Source organism: Pseudomonas sp. A125 (assembly GCF_055409485.1).
The window spans coordinates 451,244-468,456 of the sequence record NZ_JBUZVP010000001.1 but is presented as its reverse complement, the minus strand read 5'-3'; the positions used below and the strand labels follow the sequence as shown (position 1 = coordinate 468,456).

The window sequence follows — 17,213 nt, the reverse complement described above, 5'->3', positions numbered from 1 at the left end:
CTGAACGGACGATGGGTCCGGCATGTCACACCTTTGAAGGGCCTATTTTCGTGTGCCTTCTGGAGGAATCAGGATGACGACTTACAATTGGGATCTACTCGAACGCCTGCTGCATGAAGTACAAAACAGCGCCGGTCACAGCTTTACGCCACGCCCCTATGCGGAGCAGGAAGCGGCCGCCAAGGCCGCGAACGGTGAAGAGGTGGGTAACCTGGATGAGCTGAAAGTGACGGCCACCGAGTACGAAAAGCTCCTGCTGGACCGTGGCTTTATTGAGTCCCGCCCGGAGGATGAAGGCGGAAACGGTGAGAACTTCATCTTGACGCAGCGCGGCTCACAGCTGTTGAGCCTGATCGACAGCTGTATCCCCGGCAATAATCACCCACGTGAGGTACTGGACCAGCAAGCGGATGCGCTGGATCCGGCGACGTTCGATGAAGTGGCCTCAAAAGCCCAAATTGCCTGACGATTACGGGGTGCCGGCCTTCAGGCATTTAAGTGCTTTGAAGTCGCTGCGCACCTTGTCGATCTTTTGGGTCAGCTTCTGGCGCTGCTGCACGGTGCTTTCGGCCATCAGGTCGACAATCAGGCTGCGGGCTGCGGTTTCTGTCTGGGCGTAAGCCTGGCGATATTCCGGGGTCCACAGGCTTTCGCGGTCCACCAGCAGTTGCTCGATCTTCTTGGGGAAGTCGCCGCTGTGGCGATCTTTGACCGCCGCGATAAACTGCGCCTGCCAATGGGCGCGGTTGCCGATCCATTGTTGGTTCTGCTCGCCCAGGGCGATCGACCAGGCGGTGACACGATTCTGCTGGCTGGCACTTAATGGCCCCAACCATGCGTCCAGCCGCTTGTTCATGCGCTCGGCACGTTCCTTGATCTGCTGTTCCAGGGGCGGCTTGAGGTATTCGTCCTGGCGCTTGCGCAGGTCTTTGGCTAAGGCTTGCTCCATTTCCTGCACTTGTTGATCGTCGAGCCCCTGCAATAATTCGATGGCGGATGGCGTGATTGCGCGGGCGCTCTCGGCAATGGCTTGCTTGGCCTCAGCGGTACGGGTTTGCAGGGCGGCGTCGGTCACCTGATTGTTGTCGACCATCTGTTGCAGGCGGTCGAGCCAGTCCAGGTAGCCCGGCAATTGGGTGGTGCAATGCCAGGCCAGGTGTTCCTTGAGTGTGTCGTTGAACCAGCTCTTTTGCCCGGCGTTCATGTCCAGGTAGTCGCTGAGGGTCCAGGGGATGATCACATCCAGGTTGCGATAGGCCAGGCCCACCCGATTGCAGCCCGCAAGCACCAGGCTGAACATCAGCAACACCACCAATAATTTTAACCGACGCAGCATGGGCGAGTCCTTGCGCAGATGAGGGTATGGCATCTGAACCCGTCAGGGCGACGACAGTTCAGCTCATCAATAAAATGCTCGCTCTGCCTTCAAGGTCAATAGTCCGTCGCATTGCGAGTTGTGTCCGGAATAAGCCGAACAATCGCCGCCGCTGAGGCTGGAATCGCTGTAGATCAGGTTCAGGTCAACGCCCATCCACGGCCGGGAGAATTGCACCGACCAGTCGCTGAAACTGCGGATGGAGCCGCCATCGGCCACCGACACCGGAGCGCCCAACTGGTGGGTGGTGTATTTCATGCTGACGCCGATGCCGAAAGGCTTGGTGCCGCCGAGGTCGGCAAACAGGGTGCTGTCCTGGCGGTCCGGGTCGTTGCTGAAGGAGGCGCCGAAGCGGTTGCCCAGCAAGGTCAGGCCGCCGTAGAACTCCTGGCTGTCGAGTGGGCTCAACTTGGGATAGCTGTAGTGAATCATCCCCAGTTCATAACCCAGGGTCTGGTCAAAGGGATGCTTGAAGCCCAGGTAGGAATCAACTTCCAGGTTGCTTGTAGGGGAAATCCCCATGCTTGGTGAGAATTGGCCAAGGTACAGGCCGCTGCCGTGGCTCAGGTCCAGGCCGCCATGGAACGAGTCGCTCCCGGGCGCAGTGGGCTTTACCAAACCTTGGGCCATGCTGCGGCTGGGCGTTGTGCCCAATTTGAGGTCGAAATCACCCAGTTCACGCTGGAAAACCTGCGCTTCGGCAAGGGGGCTGGCTAACAGGGCACAGGCCAGGAAAATGCAGGATTTGAGCATGCTTCACTCCATGAAAAGCGAGGAGCAGTAACGGGAAATATCAGGCAAATGCCCGATCTAGACGTGTGCAAGCATACCGGCGATGGTTCGCAGATAAAGCCCGTTCGTCGCTTGGTGTAAAAAGGGGTGTATCAGGAGGGTGTTGCGGGCTCTAGTCCTAGCGCCTTGAAAGGCAAAGCGCATAGGGACCAGGTGGAATGCGCAATATTACTTTTTACCCAGGGTGATCTGCTTGGACGGGCCGAAAGTCTGGCCGCTTACGCCTTTGGCGATCTGCTGGATTTCGCCGCCCTGCTTGAGGAATGCAGCAATTTGGCTGTTGATCGATTCGCTGGTTTCAACGGCGGGAGCTGGCTTTGCTTTGCTGTTGGATGCTTTTACGCGCATGGCGGCCACTAACCTGTAGAAAATTAACTTGGCCATGCATCGTACATGAAATGCTTGACAATTGCTTGGCAAATATCCCCCTGAAATATACGGCGGGTTTATGAATTGCCCGCGATTAATCAGTGAAATACCCACCTAACTCGCTGTTTTAACTCGAAACCCTCGGGGAAATATGCCGTGGGCGCTGGCAGGATGCAGGCTGATCATCTGACGAGCGGGGCGGTGACTGGCAAACCCACGATTTTTCAGGCCCGTGCGCCGGTACACGGGACCGCCGCCGTCAACTCGGGTAGAATGCCGCCCACGCAATGAGGGTATTGGAAATGGCTTTAGTCGGGCGCTACAACAGCTTGCAAGTGGTTAAACACACTAACTTTGGTTTGTACCTGGACGGTGATCAAGAGGGTGAAATCCTTTTGCCCAATCGTTATATCCCCAAGGATATTCCCAGTGAAGATGAAGACTGGCTCAACGTTTTTATTTATCTGGACAGCGATGACAAACTGATCGCCACCACCGAAAAACCAAAAGTACAGGTGGGTGAATTTGCCAGTCTGAAAGTGGTTGAAGTCAACAGCATTGGTGTATTCCTGGACTGGGGCCTGCCCAAGGATTTGCTGCTGCCTTACTCCGAAGAAAAGCGCCAGATGACCGCCGGTGAATATTGCGTGGTGCACGTCTACCTCGACAAACACACCAAGCGCATCACCGCCACCGCACGCCTTGACCGTTACCTGGACAAGACCCCGGCCACCTACAAGGTTGGCCAGGAAGTTGACTTGCTGGTGGCCGAAGCCACCGACATGGGCTTCAAGGCGATTATCAACAACAAGCACTGGGGCCTGATCCACAAGAACGAAGTGTTCAAGTTCCTGCGCCCGGGCAAGGAAGAGAAAGGCTTCATCAAGGAAATCCGCGCCGACGGCAATATCAGCCTCAGCCTGCAGCCGGTGGGTGAAGAAGCAGCCTCCAGCCTGAACTCGAAGATCCTCGCCAAGTTGCGCGACAACAACGGCACCTTGCCGGTCAGTGATAAAAGCGACCCGGCACTGATCAGCAGTTTGTTCGGCGTGAGCAAAGGCAACTTCAAGAAGGCCATCGGCGCCCTCTACAAGCAAGGTCACATTGTGATTCACGCGGATCGCATTGAACTAAGCTGATCGCGGTTTGCTCTTCTGTAGGAGCCGGCTTGCCGGCGATGAGGCCCACCAGCCTTGCGGTGATTACCTAACGCCATCGCTGGCGAGCCAGCTCCTACAAGGATCAAGCGAATGTCCAGGAAGAACCTGTCTGCCTACCTCGGCACTTTGCTTGCCTTTCTGATCCTGGACGGCCTGTGGCTCGGCGTACTCATGGGCCCGACCTACAAAGCGCTGCTCGGCCCGCTGATGCTTGATCAGCCGCGCCTGTTTCCGGCCGTGGCGTTCTATCTCCTCTATGTCTTCGGTTGCGTGGTGTTCGTCGTGCTTCCCGCGTTAACGAACGGCGGCTGGCCACGTGCCGCGCGGCTTGGCGCATTATTGGGCCTGGTGGCTTACGGCACGTATGACCTGAGCAATTGGGCGACGTTGCAGGGCTGGTCCGTCGGATTGGCGGTCATGGACATCGCTTGGGGTACCTTCCTGAGCGCGGTTTGCTGCACCGTGGGCTATCAATGTGCACGCAGGGTGCACAATTGATTGTGTACAGGATTGAACTGCACCATCCCTGAGCGAACCTGGATTACGCCCCTCACGCAGGGTGATGCTCGCAACCCCTGTTCCAGAGGGATTGTGCCGAGTTTCCTGCCATTGGCACGCATTCTGCTCATAAACTCGTATACAAACCATGCCGCCTCCCGTACGCACTCCCGTCGCGGGTGGCAGGCCGGTATTTACGAGGAGCCCTGCGATGTCCGAACAATTGCCCAAAGGCTACAGCCCGCGCCTGTATAACCAGGACTTAGGCCCGCTGCCGCAAAAATGGAACTGGTACAACATCTTCGCCTTTTGGATGAGCGACGTGCACAGCGTCGGCGGATACGTATTCGCCGCCAGCCTGTTTGCCCTCGGGTTGGCCAGCTGGCAGGTGTTGATCGCCCTGCTCGCCGGGATCTGCATTGTGCAATTGATCGCCAACCTGGTGGCCAAGCCGAGCCAACAGGCAGCGGTGCCTTATCCCGTGATCTGCCGGTTGGCGTTTGGCGTCTTCGGGGCGAATATCCCTGCGGTGATTCGCGGCTTGATCGCGGTGGCTTGGTACGGGATTCAGACGTACCTGGCGTCCAGCGCATTGATCATTGTGGTGCTGCGCTTTTTCCCTCAGATGGCGGTCTATGCAGAACCGCATTTTGCTGGCCTTTCTTACTTGGGCTGGTTCGGTTTCCTCAGCCTGTGGACGCTCCAGGCGCTGGTGTTCTGGACCGGCATGGAGTCCATCCGTCGTTTTATCGATTGGGCGGGCCCGATTGTCTACGCGGTGATGTTCGCCCTGGCAGGCTGGATCGTCTGGAAGGCGGGTTGGGCCAATATCAACTTCACCCTGGCGGAAAAGTCCCTGTCCGGTTGGCAGGCCTTCGGCCAAATCATCGTGGCAACGGCCTTGGTGGTGTCGTACTTTTCGGGGCCTACCTTGAATTTTGGTGATTTCAGCCGGTACTGCCGCACGATGAAGGACGTGCGTCGCGGAAACTTCTGGGGCTTGCCGGTCAATTTCCTGGCGTTCTCCCTGGTCACCGTGGTGATCGTCTCGGGGACCTTGCCGGTATTTGGCGAAATGCTCCACGACCCGATCGCCACCGTCTCACGTATCGACAACAACATGGCCGTGCTGCTCGGGGCATTCGCGTTTGTCACGGCGACTATCGGCATCAATATCGTCGCCAACTTCGTCTCGCCGGCATTTGATTTTGCCAACGTGGCACCGAGCAAAATCAGCTGGCGCGCCGGCGGCATGATCGCTGCGGTGGCCTCGGTCTTCATCACTCCGTGGAACCTGTTCAACAACCCGCTGATGATCCACTACACCCTCGACATCCTCGCGGCGTTTATCGGGCCGCTGTTCGGGATTTTGCTGGTGGATTTCTACCTGATCAAAAAGCAGAAGATCGATGTGGATGCACTGTTCGATGACAGCCCGAGCGGTCGCTACTACTTTGACGGCGGCGTGAACTGGACGGCGGTCAAGGCGCTGGTGCCCGCGACGCTGGTGGGCGTCGCGATCACCTTCACCCCGGCGCTGCAGGGCATGGCCAACTTCGCCTGGTTTACCGGCTGCTTCCTGGGTGGGCTGTTTTTCCTGGTGTTGGCGCGGCGTGAACAGGTTCGCGCACCTGCGCCGATGGTTGTCGGCTGACCAGCACCGAGCCTGCCACTAACAAACCGGCGCCGGCGACCACCAGCGCCGGTTGCAGCCCGCCACTGAGGTGGCTGCTGACCGACGCGAGCAATGGCCCGCTCAATTGGCCGATGGCAAAGCAGGCGGTCAGCAACCCGGTGCTGCGCTGATAGCCGTGGGGGGCCACCTCGCGCAAGCGCGCCATCACCAGTTGCATGCACGCCAGGAATGGCCCGCCGCACAGCAACACCCCCAGCGCCAGGCCCCAACCGTTGCCCAGCAGGCAGGCAAACACCCCAGCCGCTTGCAGCCACAGGGTTGTCATCAGCCAGCGGCGGGTGGTGTTGGGGTCTTTGCGGCGCAGGCTCGTTACCACTACGCCAATTGCGGCGGCAAGGCCAAAGCAGGGCCAGAACAAGTCCGCCTGCCAGGCGCCCTTGAATTGCGCGCTGGCCATCTGGGACAGGAACGTCGCCGGGATGATGTACCCGAGCCCATACAACACGTAGATCCAGCACAGGTGTGTGATGCTGCCGTTGCGGACCACGTCGGTGTGGCTGGCAACGGGCGCGCTGGTGGTGGAAGGCTTGGGTAAAAACGGCAGGATGGCCAGCAGCATCACCAGCGCAACCACGCCATACACCAGCCACAAGGTTGCAGAGCTTTGGCCCAGCAGGTTGGCGCCCAGCGCCAACAACCCGGTCAACAGAATCCCCAGCCCCGGCCCGGCAAACACCAGTGCACCCAGGCGTGGACGCCCAGCGGCAATTGCCAGCGGCTGGCTCAGGCTGGTGATCATCACCAACGCCCAGGCGCTCGCCACACCGGTCCCGAAACGCAGCAGCAGGTGCGGCCAGAACCCATGGGCCCAGTACGATGCAAAGGTCAGCAGCACACACAACCACAGCCCGCCGTACAAACGTGCGCGCACATGGTGATGGCTGCGGGCAAAGATCGAGTCCACCGCGCCGACGAAATAACCCAGGTAATTGGCCGCCGCAATCAGGCCGGCGCCGGTCAGGTCGATTTGCCCTTCACTGAGCAAGTGCGGCATTTGCGGCGTCAGCGCGAAGCGGCCAATGCCCATGGCCATCATCAAGGCAATAAAACTGGCGAGTAAGCGGATCAGCGGTGACATGGTCATTTCCTGCGAGGAGCGAGTGACCTTCAGGCTAATGCGGATTGACTTTCTGTAAAAATGAATAATAGTGAGCAACTTGTTCAGTTTTGGAGAAAGGTGATGGAGTTTAGTCAATTGCGGATTTTCCAGGCCGTGGCCGAGGAGGGCTCCATCACCCGTGCTGCCGAACGCCTGCACCGGGTGCCGTCCAACCTGTCGACCCGGCTTAAACAGATGGAAGAACAGCTCGGTGTCGAACTGTTCGTGCGCGAGCGCCAGCGCTTGCAGCTTTCTCCCGCCGGCAAAGTGCTGCTGGACTACAGCGCGCGCTTGCTGGCCCTGCATGATGAAGCCCATGGTGCGGTGCAGGGCGGGCAACCGGCCGGCGACTTTGTGCTCGGCAGCATGTACAGCACCGCGGCGATTCATTTGCCGAAGCTGCTCGCGCGCTATCACAAGGCGTATCCGATGGTGAACCTGCAAGTGCAATCGGCTCCCAGCGGTGAGCTGCTGGAAGGCTTGATCACCGGCCGGCTGGACGCTGCGCTGGTGGACGGGCCGTTGGCGCTGGCCACCCTCGACGGCGTGCCACTGTGCGAAGAGCGCTTGCTGCTGATTTGCGAAGCGGATCACCCGCCCGTGCGTGGGCCACAGGATGTTGCCGGCCGCTCGGTGTTCACATTCCGCCGCAGTTGTTCCTACCGGGCGCGCCTGGAAGCCTGGTTTTCCCACGACCGCGTGGCCATGGGCCGAGCCATCGAGATCGAGTCTTACCAGGGCATGCTGGCCTGTGTGATCGCCGGTTCCGGCGTGGCGTTGATGTCGGAATCGATGCTCGACAGCCTGCCGGGCAAGGACAGCGTGTCCATTCATCCGCTGGCGGAGCCTTTTGCCCGCGCCACCACGTGGTTGATGTGGCGCAAGGGCATGCTCGGCGCTAACCTCAATGCGTGGATTGACCTGCAGCAAGAGGGCAAGGTGCTACTGGAAACCGAACCCCGAGCGATTGCTTGAACGATCCGTCAGGATTTGAATCAATCCTGTAATAGTTCGTTGTGGTTTCGTTCAAGCAATGCGTAGGACTTAGGGCTACTATCACTGTAGGAAAAGGCGACAGAACTTACGCCTACCAGCATTACCCTCAAAGGGGGCAACCATGAAAGAGAAAATCCAGAACTGGCTCCACGACCTCGGTGTTGCGCTTGGCTTGATCGAGCCGCCACTGCAGCCGGTGCCGATCCGCACCGATGACGAGCAGCGTCGCCCGCGTCGCAGGTAAGGCGTTAAAGCGCTCAAGCACCTGTGTTTGGGCGCAATTGGCAAAGGCAGAGAATTTAGTGTGGGAGCGGGCTTGCTCGCGAAGGGTGTGTGCCAGTCGATACATGTGCTGACTGGCACACCCCCTGCGCGAGCAAGCCCGTTCCCACATTTGTTTTGTGTAACCGCAAAAAAAACGGGTGCGACATCCGACGTCGCACCCGCTGAAGAAAGCTTCTTTCAACTGTTCATTCAGATCGCCCGTGCCGCTGCAGCCTCCGGACGGCGCGACAACACGCTCACCAGCACAAAACTCACCAGGCCCACGCCCAGGCTGTAGTAGATCGGCGTGTTGGCATCCAGGCCATCCTTGATCATGAACACCAGCGCAGTCACAAAGCCCAGGGTCATGGAAGTTATTGCCCCGGAAGTCGTTGCACGCTTCCAGAAAATCGCCCCGATCAGTGGGATCAGCATGCCGCCCACCAACAGGTTGTAAGCCAGGGTCAGCGCGCTGATCACATCGGTAACCACCAGTGCGATACCCAGCACGGCAATGCCCGTCAGCAAGGTAAACAGGCGGTTGATATTCAAGCTCGACTGTTTACCACCGCGCAGGCGCGGCAGCAGGTCTTCGGTCAATACGGTGGAAGCAGCGAGCAAGCCGGCGCTGGCGGTAGACATCATTGCGGCCAGTGCCGCGGCGATGACCAGGCCGCGGATACCGTCCGGCAGCGAGACTTTGACGATGGCGGCAAACGCATTGTTGACGTTGTCCAGGTCCGGGAGCAGTACGTGGGCGGCCATGCCGATCAGCGCACAGGCCAGGCCGTAGAGGATGCAGTAGAAACCGGCGAAGGTGCCTGCGTACTTGGCGACCTTTTCGTCACGGGCAGTGAACACCCGCTGCCAGATGTCCTGGCCGATCAGGATGCCGAAAAAGTAAATCATGAAGTAGGTGATGATGGTGTCCCAGCCAATTTCAGTGAAGCTGAAATTCGACGCGGGCAGCTTGGCCACCAGTTCATCCCAGCCGCCGACGCGGTACAGGCAGATTGGCAGCAGGATAAACATCAGGCCGACGGTCTTGATCACAAATTGCACGATGTCGGTCAGGGTCAGTGACCACATGCCACCGATGGTCGAATACACCACCACCACACCACCGCCCACCAATACCGACATCCAGAACGGCAGGTCGAACAGCACTTGCAGCACGGTGCCGATTGCGAGGATCGAGGTCACGCCGATCATCAGCGCGTAGGCCAGCATGATCACCGCGCTGGCCTGGCGGGCCATGGGGTTGTAGCGCTTTTCCAGCACTTGGGTGACGGTGAAGATTTTCAGCTTCAGCAGCGGCTTGGCCAGGAACAGGTTCAACGCAATGATGCCTGCACCCAGCGCGGCGCACAGCCAGAACCCGGAAATGCCATGCACATAGCCCAGGCGCACGGTGCCGACGGTGGACGCGCCGCCCAGCACAGTGGCGGCCATGGTGCCCATGTACAGCGTCGGGCCGAGGTTGCGGCCGGCCACCAGGTAGTCTTCATGGGTCTTGGCCCGGCGCATGCCGTAGTAGCCGAGCACCAGCATGCCGGCGGCGTAGATGAGGACGACGAATAGATCTAATGCCATGACGGCGGGTCTCCGATTATCTTTTTTATGTGGGGCTAAAGGGGGCTGTGTGGCGAGGGAGCTTGCTCCCGCTGGGCTGCGCAGCAGCCCCAATCCATTTCACGCAACTCATCAGGCGGCCTCGGGACTGCTGCGCAGCCCCGCGGGAGCAAGCTCCCTCGCCACAGTCGGCCCGTAGACCGAGGCCGGTTCAGGGAACACGCGAAGCAGTGTCAGGTACACCAGCGAGGCCAGGCCAAGCGTTACCGGCAAGCTGATGTCGATGCCATCGGCGAGGTTGCCCAACGGCCCCACGAACTGCCCCGGCAGGTTGACGAAGCACAGGCCCACCAGCGCACTCGGGATCCAGGCCCCCAGGCCGCGCCAGTTCCAGCCGTGGCTGAACCAGTAGCGCCCGCCGGTTTCACCGCGCGTGAACACTTGCAGGTCGTCCGGGCAGTAGTAGCCCCGGCGTACGATCAGGCCGATGATCATCATCACCATCCACGGCGTGGTGCAGGTGATGATCAGCACGGCGAAGGTCGACACGCTCTGCACCAGGTTGGCGGCGAAACGTCCGATAAAGATGAAGGCAATCGACATCACCCCTATCAGCAGCGTCGCCTTGACCCGCGACAGCAACCGTGGGAACACGCTGGACATGTCCAGCCCGGTGCCATACAGCGAGGTGGTGCCAGTGGACATGCCGCCGATTACCGCGATCAGGCACACCGGCAGGAAGAACCAGCTCGGTGCCACGGCCAGCAAGCCGCCGACATAGTTGTTGGCCGCGATGTAGTCCGGTGCCTTGATCGCCACGATGGTGGCGGTGGCGAGGCCGAACAGGAACGGGATCAAGGTTGCGATCTGCGCGAGCACTACCGCCAACATGATCCGCATCTTCGAGGTTTCCCGCGGGATGTAGCGCGACCAGTCACCGAGGAACGCACCGAAGGAAATCGGATTGCTCATGGCGACCAGCGCCGCACCGATAAACGCCGCCCAGAAGCCAGTCTGGCCGAGGGCAACGGTGCCGGCGAAGTGGCTATCAAAGGCAGGCGCGAAGGCGAAGATACCCAGCAGGAACAGCAGGCTCGCCGCCCATACGGCAATGCGGTTGACCCACAGCATGAAGCGAAAGCCGTAGATGCACACCGTCAGTACCAGAATGGCGAACACGCCGTAGGCCAGGCCCAGGGTCAGGTCGGTTTCAGGCAACCCCACCAGGCGTTTCGCGCCGCCTACCAGCGCATCGCCTGAACTCCACACCGACAGTGAGAAGAACGCGATCGCCGTCAGCAGTGACAGGAACGAGCCGACAATCCGCCCGTGCACACCAAAGTGCGCCCCGGAAGACACGGCGTTATTGGTGCCATTGAGCGGGCCGAACAGGCCCATGGGCGCGAGGATTAGCGCACCCACCAGCACGCCCAGCACAATCGCCCAGACGCCGGCCTGGAACGACAAGCCAAACAACACCGGAAAGCTCCCCAGCACGGCGGTGGCGAAGGTGTTGGCGCCGCCGAAAGTCAGGCGAAACAAATCCTTCGGCCCAGCGGTACGTTCGTGGTCCGGGATCTGTTCGACGCCGTTGGTTTCTATGTTGCGAATACTATTTTCGTTGTTTTTATTATTCATGATCAGCTCCGATCACATTGGCTAAGGGGGCGGCAGCCCTTCCGGCATAGCGGACAAATGTTCGTGACAGGCCAGCCACAGGCCTTCTTTTTGTTGTGTGCGATCACCTTGTCGTTTGAAGACAATGGTCTCGCGTTCCTGGCTAAAGAATTGCTCCCCGTTCATGCGCAGCTCGGTGGCCACGTCATGCACAAATACTGCGACGTCACCTTGCAGGCTGACGAATGCGTTGCTTGAGGTGCAGGACAGCACCTCAAATCCCTCGTCCCGGCGCCAGCTGTCCCACAACGCCTGGTAGGCATCGCGACTCAGCAGCGGCTGGGGGAGGGTGTAGAACACGAAGCTGGCGTCGGCACTGAACGCGCCGAAGTAGGCGGCGCGGTCATTGCGGGCGAAGGCCGACACCAGGTCGGCCGCGGCGTTTAATACCTCAGCCTGCGCGTTCATCAGCGGTGCGCCACGCCAGGCAGTACGCAAAGCATTTCGTACAGCAGGTTGGCGCCCAGCAGCGAGGTGTTGCCGGTGGTGTCGTACGGCGGCGAAACTTCTACCAGGTCGCAACCAATCAGGTCCAGGCCTTGGCAGCCGCGGATGATTTCAATCGCCTGGATCGTGGTCAAGCCACCGATTTCCGGGGTGCCGGTGCCAGGCGCCCAGGCCGGGTCGATGCCGTCGATATCAAAGCTCAGGTACACCGGGCCGCCGCCGACTTTCTCGCGCACTTCAGCCATCAGGGGCGCCAGCGAGTGGTGCCAGCATTCTTCGGCCTGGACCACGCGGAAACCCTGTTTACGGCTCCAGTTGAAGTCTTCGGCGGTGTAGCCCTGGGCGCGCAGGCCGATCTGCACCACGCGGTCGCAATCCAGCAGGCCTTCCTCTACCGCGCGGCGGAAAGTGGTGCCGTGGGCGATTTTCTCGCCGAACATGTGGTCGTTCACGTCGGCGTGGGCGTCGATGTGCACCAGCCCGACCTTGCCGTGTTTCTTGTGGATCGCCCGCAGGATCGGCAGGGTGATGGTGTGGTCACCGCCCAGTGTCATCGGAACCACGTTGTGTTCGAGGATCTCGTCGTAGGCTTCTTCGATGATGCGCACGGCGTCCAGCAGGTTGAAGGTGTTGATCGCCACGTCGCCGATGTCGGCAACCGACAGCGAGTCAAACGGTGCGGCGCCGGTGGCCATGTTGTAAGGGCGGATCATCACCGATTCAGCGCGGATTTCCCGCGGCCCGAAACGGGTGCCGGCACGCAGGGAGGTGCCGATGTCCAGGGGCACGCCGACGAAGGCGGCATCCAGGCCCTTGGCCGATTGCAAGTGGGGAAGACGCATCATGGTGGCGATGCCGGCGAAGCGCGGCATTTCGTTGCCGCCCAGTGGTTGGTGGAAAATCTTGTCCACGGGATTGCCTCATCGTTGTGTTTATTAGGGGCCGATTCTGCGAAATGCAGGGGAAGGGAAGAATCGGCAGGGGCAAATACTTAGTTCAGATTTTTCTAAACTAACGCTTAAGGTAAACTCGGCTGCAACTGTAGGAGCTGGCTTGCCAGCGATGCAGGCGCCTCGGTGTAACAGGCGCACCGAGTGGATTGCATCGCTGGCAAGCCAGCTCCTACAGGTTTTGTGTTACTTGGAGATCTTATGGCCAACGCCTTGCCCGACCTGAAACTCCTGCGCATCTTCGTCAGCGTCGTGCGGCACCAGGGTTTCGCGAATGCCCAGCACGAACTCAACCTGTCGACCTCGGCCATCAGCACGTATATGAGCCAGCTGGAAGCCGCGTTGGGCCTGGTGTTGTGCCATCGCGGCCGGGGCGGTTTCAGTCTCACCAGCAAGGGCGAGCTGTTCCATCAGGAAACGTTGCGCCTGCTGGGTGAACTGGAAGGCTTTGAGCAATACGCCGCGGCACTGAAAGGCGAATTGCGCGGCACCCTGAAGCTGGGCGTGCTCGACTCCACCGTCAGCGACAAGGCCCTGCCGTTTGCCGAAGTCATCGGTGCCTACAGCCAGGAACACCCGGCGGTGCATTTGCACCTGTCGGTGATGAGCCCTTATGAGTTGCAGCTCGGGGTCCAGGACAATCGCCTGGACCTGGCCATCGGTGCCTTCTCCAACCGCATGAGCGGGCTGATCTATATGCCGCTGTACCGCGAACAGCACTGGCTGTATTGCAGCACCCGCCATCCATTGTTCAATGAGCGGCGGATCCCCGAGCAAGTGATCACCCAGCAACGCATGGTCGGGCGTGGTTACTGGAGCCAGGCCGAACTCGCACGCCACGGCTTCAAGCACAGCGCGGCCACGGTCGAAAGTATGGAGGCGCAATTGATCCTGGTGCTGTCCGGCGCCTATATCGGCTACCTGCCGGAACACTACGCCCAGGCTTGGGCCGACAAGGGCGACTTGCGGGTATTGCTGCCGGCGACCTTCGGTTACCAGGCGCCGTTCTCGATGATCATGCGCCGGGGCCGCAGCCGCGAGCCGTTGATCCAGACCTTCCGCGATTTACTTAAAGCCCAGCTCAACCAGGCCTGAAAACCCATGTCCAGATCCCAATGTTCCCGCTGCCTGCGGCCCACCACTCACTGCCTGTGTGCGCTGATCCCAAGCCTGGATAGCCGTACTCGCGTGTTGCTGTTGCAGCATCCGAGTGAGGTCAATCACGCATTGAATACCGCCCGGTTGGCGGCGCTGGGATTGGTGAATGCGCAGTTGATAGTGGGGGAGGTGTTTGAGGAGTTGCAGGCGTTGTTGAATCCTCCGGGCTATCAGGCGCGATTGTTATTTCCGGGCGAGGACGCGCAACCGTTGCGGGCCTACACACCGTCCGACGAACCGTTGCTGCTGGTAGTGCCGGACGGTACCTGGCGCAAAGCGCGCAAATTGCTGCACCTCAACCCTTTGCTGGCGGCGTTGCCAAGAGTGACGCTGGCGGAAGGTGCCGTGTCCCGTTACCGGCTGCGCAAGGCGCCGGGGCCCGGGGCATTGTCGACGGTGGAAGCTATCGTGCAGGCATTGCAGGTGCTTGAAGCCCCGACCTTATTTGAGCCGTTATTGAAACCATTTGAGGCGCTGATCGACGGGCAAATTGCCGCGATGGGGCAGGAAGTGTACCGACGCAACCACGGCACGCAATCTCCGTAGCAGTTGTCGAGCGCCAGCGAGGCTACGTCTGCCGCACCGCCGCTCTCGCGCCAGGCAAAGGACTGCGCCGCCCCCGACGCAGCCTCGCGGGGGCTCGACAGCTGCTACACAAAAACATCGGGTGTGTCTCACTACGTGTTCGCGGGCTCTAGATTCTGCTTATTCCATTAAGCGATAAGCACCACACTTTGCGTGATATGGCCCGCCAGCCTTTCCCGGTATGATGGGCGCCCCCGCAGTCTGGATTGCGAATACGCCATGACCTTGCAGTACCCCACCATCGCCGATTGCGTCGGCAACACCCCGCTGGTCCGCTTGCAGCGCCTGCCGGGCAACACCAGCAACACCTTGTTGCTCAAGCTCGAAGGGAACAACCCGGCCGGCTCGGTCAAGGACCGCCCGGCGTTGTCGATGATCACCCGCGCCGAGTTGCGTGGGCAGATCAAGCCTGGCGACACCCTGATCGAAGCCACCTCCGGTAACACCGGGATCGCCCTGGCCATGGCCGCGGCAATCAAGGGCTACAAGATGGTTCTGATCATGCCCGACAACGGCAGCGCCGAGCGCAAGGCGGCGATGACCGCCTATGGCGCCGAGCTGATCCTGGTCACCCAGGAAGAAGGCATGGAAGGCGCGCGCGACCTCGCCGAGCGTATGGCTGCCGAAGGCCGTGGCCTGGTGCTGGACCAGTTCGCCAATGGGGATAACCCCGAGGCGCACTACACCACCACCGGCCCGGAAATCTGGCGCCAGACCCAGGGCACCATCACCCACTTTGTGAGTTCGATGGGCACCACTGGCACCATCATGGGCAACTCGCGCTACCTCAAGGAGCAGAACCCCGACATCCAGATCGTCGGCCTGCAACCCATGGAAGGCGCGTCGATCCCGGGGATCCGTCGTTGGCCCGAAGAGTACTTGCCGAAAATTTATAACGCGGCTCGCGTCGATCGCATCATCGACATGGCCCAGCGTGAAGCCGAAGACACCACCCGCCGTCTGGCCCGTGAAGAAGGCATCTTCTGCGGCGTGTCGTCCGGTGGTGCGGTGGCCGGGATGTTGCGCTTGTCCCAGGAGTTGGAAAACGCGGTGATCGTCGCGATCATCTGTGACCGTGGCGACCGTTACCTGTCGACCGGCATTTTCGACGCGCCCAACTGATGGCCAAGCACGAGAGAGGCCTGCGCTTCCAACCGACGGGCGGCAGCCGGGCCCCACAGATCCCTGTAGGCAAGAAGCAGCGCCTGACCATCGAGCGCCTGGCCAACGACGGCCGCGGCATCGTGTTCTTTGAAGGCCGCACCTGGTTTGTGGTGGGTGCCCTGGCCGGTGAAGAGGTTGAAGCCCGGGTGTTGGGCGCCCACGGCAAAGTGGTCGAAGCGCGCACCGAGCGAGTCTTTACCGCCAGCGAACTGCGCCGCCCGGCACCCTGTGTGCATGCCGGCCGCTGCGGCGGTTGCAGCCTGCAACACTTGCCCCATGACGAACAACTTGCCCTGAAACAGCGCATGCTCGCCGAGCAATTATCCCGCGTGGCCGGTGTCGAACCCCAAGAGTGGGCCGCGCCTTTGAGCGGGCCGGAATTCGGCTACCGCCGCCGTGCCCGCGTGGCCGTGCGCTGGGATGCCAAGGCGAAGAAACTTGAGGTGGGCTTTCGCGCCGTGGCCAGCCAGGACATCGTCGCCATCGACGATTGCCCCGTGCTGGTACAGGCCTTGCAGCCGATCATGCAGCGCTTGCCAAACATGCTGCGGCGCTTGAGCAAACCTCAGGCGTTGGGGCATGTGGAATTGTTCAGTGGCTCGTCGATTGCCGTGTTGTTGCGACACATGGCGCCCTTGTCCGAAGCGGACCTGACGATCCTGCAGGAATTTTGCACGTTCCATGAAGCCCAACTGTGGCTGCATGGCGAGGGCCAACCGCAGCCGTTCGAACCAGACCAGGCCTTGGGCTATCGTCTGGAACAGTGGGATTTGCAGTTGGCATACCGCCCGGGAGACTTTGTGCAGGTCAACGCCTTGGTCAACGCGGCGATGGTCGCCCAGGCCCTGGAATGGCTGGCGCCCAAGCCCGACGAGCGGGTGCTGGATTTGTTTTGTGGCTTGGGCAACTTCGCCCTGCCGCTGGCCCGCCAAGTGCGGGAAGTAGTGGCGGTGGAAGGCGTACAGGCCATGGTGGACCGGGCAGCGCAGAATGCTGTCAGCAATAATTTGCATAATGTGCAGTTTTTTCAGGCCGATTTGTCCCAGCCTTTGACCGACGCGGAATGGGCCCAACAGGGCTTTTCTGCGGTACTCTTGGACCCACCCCGCGATGGTGCCCTGGAGGTTGTGCGCAAGCTCGCCACCCTGGGGGCTGATCGCCTGGTGTATGTGTCCTGCAACCCAGCCACGCTGGCGCGGGACACGGTCGAGTTGGTCAAGCAAGGCTACCGGCTAAAACGTGCCGGGATCCTCGACATGTTTCCCCAGACGGCCCATGTCGAGGCCATGGCGTTATTTGAAGCGGGCTAGGATGCCCGTTTAATCCGACTGGCCTGCATCTCCTGGGCCTGTGACCTGCCAGGGAGCGTGCACAAGCTTTTTTGTAAAGCAGGTCAGCGATGATTTTGACG

General features: G+C 60.5%; 18 protein-coding genes. 10 read left to right on the top strand and 8 right to left on the bottom strand.

Annotation, left to right across the window (positions count from 1 at the left end; all coding sequences use genetic code 11):
• The first annotated feature begins 73 nt into the window (after window positions 1–73).
• Window positions 74–466, top strand: coding sequence for a transcriptional regulator (locus ACZRN6_RS02130; protein ID WP_322143838.1), 393 nt, complete (start codon window positions 74–76; stop codon window positions 464–466).
• 3 nt (window positions 467–469) lie between these two features.
• Here the strand turns inward: ACZRN6_RS02130 and ACZRN6_RS02125 are convergent, their stop codons facing one another.
• From ACZRN6_RS02125 to ACZRN6_RS02115, 3 genes are all read right to left on the bottom strand, one after another.
• A complete protein-coding gene (locus ACZRN6_RS02125) occupies window positions 470–1,336 on the bottom strand; it encodes a DUF6279 family lipoprotein (protein WP_322143839.1) in 867 nt (288 codons plus the stop codon).
• Window positions 1,337–1,402: 66 nt separating this feature from the next.
• The gene (locus ACZRN6_RS02120; protein WP_322143840.1) at window positions 1,403–2,128 is read right to left on the bottom strand and encodes a TorF family putative porin; all 726 of its coding nucleotides are present in this window, start codon (window positions 2,126–2,128) and stop codon (window positions 1,403–1,405) included.
• Between the two features lie 207 nt (window positions 2,129–2,335).
• A complete protein-coding gene (locus ACZRN6_RS02115) occupies window positions 2,336–2,515 on the bottom strand; it encodes a hypothetical protein (protein ID WP_003210722.1) in 180 nt (59 codons plus the stop codon).
• Window positions 2,516–2,838: 323 nt separating this feature from the next.
• Here ACZRN6_RS02115 and ACZRN6_RS02110 point away from each other — a divergent pair, with 323 nt between their 5' ends.
• From ACZRN6_RS02110 to ACZRN6_RS02100, 3 genes are all read left to right on the top strand, one after another.
• Entirely contained in the window at window positions 2,839–3,675 is an 837-nt protein-coding gene (locus tag ACZRN6_RS02110) for a CvfB family protein (RefSeq protein WP_464007098.1), read from the top strand.
• 111 nt (window positions 3,676–3,786) lie between these two features.
• On the top strand, window positions 3,787–4,194 hold the full coding sequence (locus ACZRN6_RS02105; protein WP_464007097.1) for a DUF2177 family protein: 408 nt from the start codon (window positions 3,787–3,789) through the stop codon (window positions 4,192–4,194).
• A gap of 211 nt (window positions 4,195–4,405) precedes the next feature.
• A complete protein-coding gene (locus ACZRN6_RS02100; RefSeq protein WP_464007096.1) occupies window positions 4,406–5,848 on the top strand; it encodes an NCS1 family nucleobase:cation symporter-1 in 1,443 nt (480 codons plus the stop codon).
• Here ACZRN6_RS02100 and ACZRN6_RS02095 read toward each other — a convergent pair.
• The gene (locus ACZRN6_RS02095; protein ID WP_464007095.1) at window positions 5,760–6,968 is read right to left on the bottom strand and encodes an MFS transporter; all 1,209 of its coding nucleotides are present in this window, start codon (window positions 6,966–6,968) and stop codon (window positions 5,760–5,762) included. The two genes, ACZRN6_RS02100 and ACZRN6_RS02095, sit on opposite strands and share 89 nt — an antisense overlap.
• A 102-nt stretch (window positions 6,969–7,070) precedes the next feature.
• Between ACZRN6_RS02095 and ptrR the strand changes: the two genes are divergently transcribed.
• Together ptrR and ACZRN6_RS02085 are read left to right on the top strand one after the other, a co-directional pair.
• Window positions 7,071–7,964 (top strand): putrescine utilization regulator PtrR, encoded by an 894-nt coding sequence (gene ptrR / locus ACZRN6_RS02090; RefSeq protein WP_322143845.1) that lies wholly within the window; start codon window positions 7,071–7,073, stop codon window positions 7,962–7,964.
• Window positions 7,965–8,106: 142 nt separating this feature from the next.
• A complete protein-coding gene (locus ACZRN6_RS02085) occupies window positions 8,107–8,229 on the top strand; it encodes a PA1414 family protein (protein ID WP_003193089.1) in 123 nt (40 codons plus the stop codon).
• A gap of 230 nt (window positions 8,230–8,459) precedes the next feature.
• On the opposite strand, the gene ACZRN6_RS02080 is transcribed toward ACZRN6_RS02085, so the two are convergent.
• From ACZRN6_RS02080 to speB, 4 genes are all read right to left on the bottom strand, one after another.
• On the bottom strand, window positions 8,460–9,842 hold the full coding sequence (locus ACZRN6_RS02080) for a sodium:solute symporter family protein (RefSeq protein ID WP_322143846.1): 1,383 nt from the start codon (window positions 9,840–9,842) through the stop codon (window positions 8,460–8,462).
• 111 nt (window positions 9,843–9,953) lie between these two features.
• Entirely contained in the window at window positions 9,954–11,459 is a 1,506-nt protein-coding gene (locus tag ACZRN6_RS02075) for a purine-cytosine permease family protein (RefSeq protein ID WP_464007094.1), read from the bottom strand.
• A 21-nt stretch (window positions 11,460–11,480) separates the two neighbouring features.
• On the bottom strand, window positions 11,481–11,906 hold the full coding sequence (locus tag ACZRN6_RS02070; RefSeq protein WP_464007093.1) for a YybH family protein: 426 nt from the start codon (window positions 11,904–11,906) through the stop codon (window positions 11,481–11,483).
• Window positions 11,906–12,856, bottom strand: a complete 951-nt coding sequence (gene speB / locus ACZRN6_RS02065) for an agmatinase (protein ID WP_083357426.1) — start codon at window positions 12,854–12,856, stop codon at window positions 11,906–11,908. Before speB ends, ACZRN6_RS02070 begins: the two co-directional genes overlap by 1 nt.
• 240 nt (window positions 12,857–13,096) lie before the next feature.
• Here speB and ACZRN6_RS02060 point away from each other — a divergent pair, with 240 nt between their 5' ends.
• The 4 genes from ACZRN6_RS02060 to rlmD all read left to right on the top strand — a co-directional run bounded on the left by ACZRN6_RS02060 (window position 13,097) and on the right by rlmD (window position 17,112).
• A complete protein-coding gene (locus ACZRN6_RS02060) occupies window positions 13,097–13,990 on the top strand; it encodes a LysR family transcriptional regulator (protein WP_003210734.1) in 894 nt (297 codons plus the stop codon).
• 6 nt (window positions 13,991–13,996) lie between these two features.
• Window positions 13,997–14,599 carry a tRNA-uridine aminocarboxypropyltransferase gene (locus ACZRN6_RS02055; protein ID WP_464007092.1) on the top strand — a complete coding sequence of 201 codons (603 nt, stop codon included), beginning with the start codon at window positions 13,997–13,999 and terminating at the stop codon, window positions 14,597–14,599.
• A 258-nt stretch (window positions 14,600–14,857) separates the two neighbouring features.
• A complete protein-coding gene (gene cysM, locus ACZRN6_RS02050) occupies window positions 14,858–15,760 on the top strand; it encodes a cysteine synthase CysM (RefSeq protein ID WP_322143850.1) in 903 nt (300 codons plus the stop codon).
• Window positions 15,760–17,112, top strand: coding sequence for a 23S rRNA (uracil(1939)-C(5))-methyltransferase RlmD (rlmD, locus tag ACZRN6_RS02045; RefSeq protein WP_464007091.1), 1,353 nt, complete (start codon window positions 15,760–15,762; stop codon window positions 17,110–17,112). The genes cysM and rlmD overlap by 1 nt, the downstream gene beginning before the upstream one ends.
• Window positions 17,113–17,213 lie beyond the last annotated feature (101 nt).

Coding starts and splice junctions, on each gene's coding strand:
- ACZRN6_RS02130 (WP_322143838.1), top strand. CDS start 74: ATGACGACTTACAATTGGGATCTACTCGAACGCCTGCTGCATGAAGTA.
- ACZRN6_RS02125 (WP_322143839.1), bottom strand. CDS start 1,336: ATGCTGCGTCGGTTAAAATTATTGGTGGTGTTGCTGATGTTCAGCCTG.
- ACZRN6_RS02120 (WP_322143840.1), bottom strand. CDS start 2,128: ATGCTCAAATCCTGCATTTTCCTGGCCTGTGCCCTGTTAGCCAGCCCC.
- ACZRN6_RS02115 (WP_003210722.1), bottom strand. CDS start 2,515: ATGCGCGTAAAAGCATCCAACAGCAAAGCAAAGCCAGCTCCCGCCGTT.
- ACZRN6_RS02110 (WP_464007098.1), top strand. CDS start 2,839: ATGGCTTTAGTCGGGCGCTACAACAGCTTGCAAGTGGTTAAACACACT.
- ACZRN6_RS02105 (WP_464007097.1), top strand. CDS start 3,787: ATGTCCAGGAAGAACCTGTCTGCCTACCTCGGCACTTTGCTTGCCTTT.
- ACZRN6_RS02100 (WP_464007096.1), top strand. CDS start 4,406: ATGTCCGAACAATTGCCCAAAGGCTACAGCCCGCGCCTGTATAACCAG.
- ACZRN6_RS02095 (WP_464007095.1), bottom strand. CDS start 6,968: ATGTCACCGCTGATCCGCTTACTCGCCAGTTTTATTGCCTTGATGATG.
- ptrR (WP_322143845.1), top strand. CDS start 7,071: ATGGAGTTTAGTCAATTGCGGATTTTCCAGGCCGTGGCCGAGGAGGGC.
- ACZRN6_RS02085 (WP_003193089.1), top strand. CDS start 8,107: ATGAAAGAGAAAATCCAGAACTGGCTCCACGACCTCGGTGTTGCGCTT.
- ACZRN6_RS02080 (WP_322143846.1), bottom strand. CDS start 9,842: ATGGCATTAGATCTATTCGTCGTCCTCATCTACGCCGCCGGCATGCTG.
- ACZRN6_RS02075 (WP_464007094.1), bottom strand. CDS start 11,459: ATGAATAATAAAAACAACGAAAATAGTATTCGCAACATAGAAACCAAC.
- ACZRN6_RS02070 (WP_464007093.1), bottom strand. CDS start 11,906: ATGAACGCGCAGGCTGAGGTATTAAACGCCGCGGCCGACCTGGTGTCG.
- ACZRN6_RS02060 (WP_003210734.1), top strand. CDS start 13,097: ATGGCCAACGCCTTGCCCGACCTGAAACTCCTGCGCATCTTCGTCAGC.
- ACZRN6_RS02055 (WP_464007092.1), top strand. CDS start 13,997: ATGTCCAGATCCCAATGTTCCCGCTGCCTGCGGCCCACCACTCACTGC.
- cysM (WP_322143850.1), top strand. CDS start 14,858: ATGACCTTGCAGTACCCCACCATCGCCGATTGCGTCGGCAACACCCCG.
- rlmD (WP_464007091.1), top strand. CDS start 15,760: ATGGCCAAGCACGAGAGAGGCCTGCGCTTCCAACCGACGGGCGGCAGC.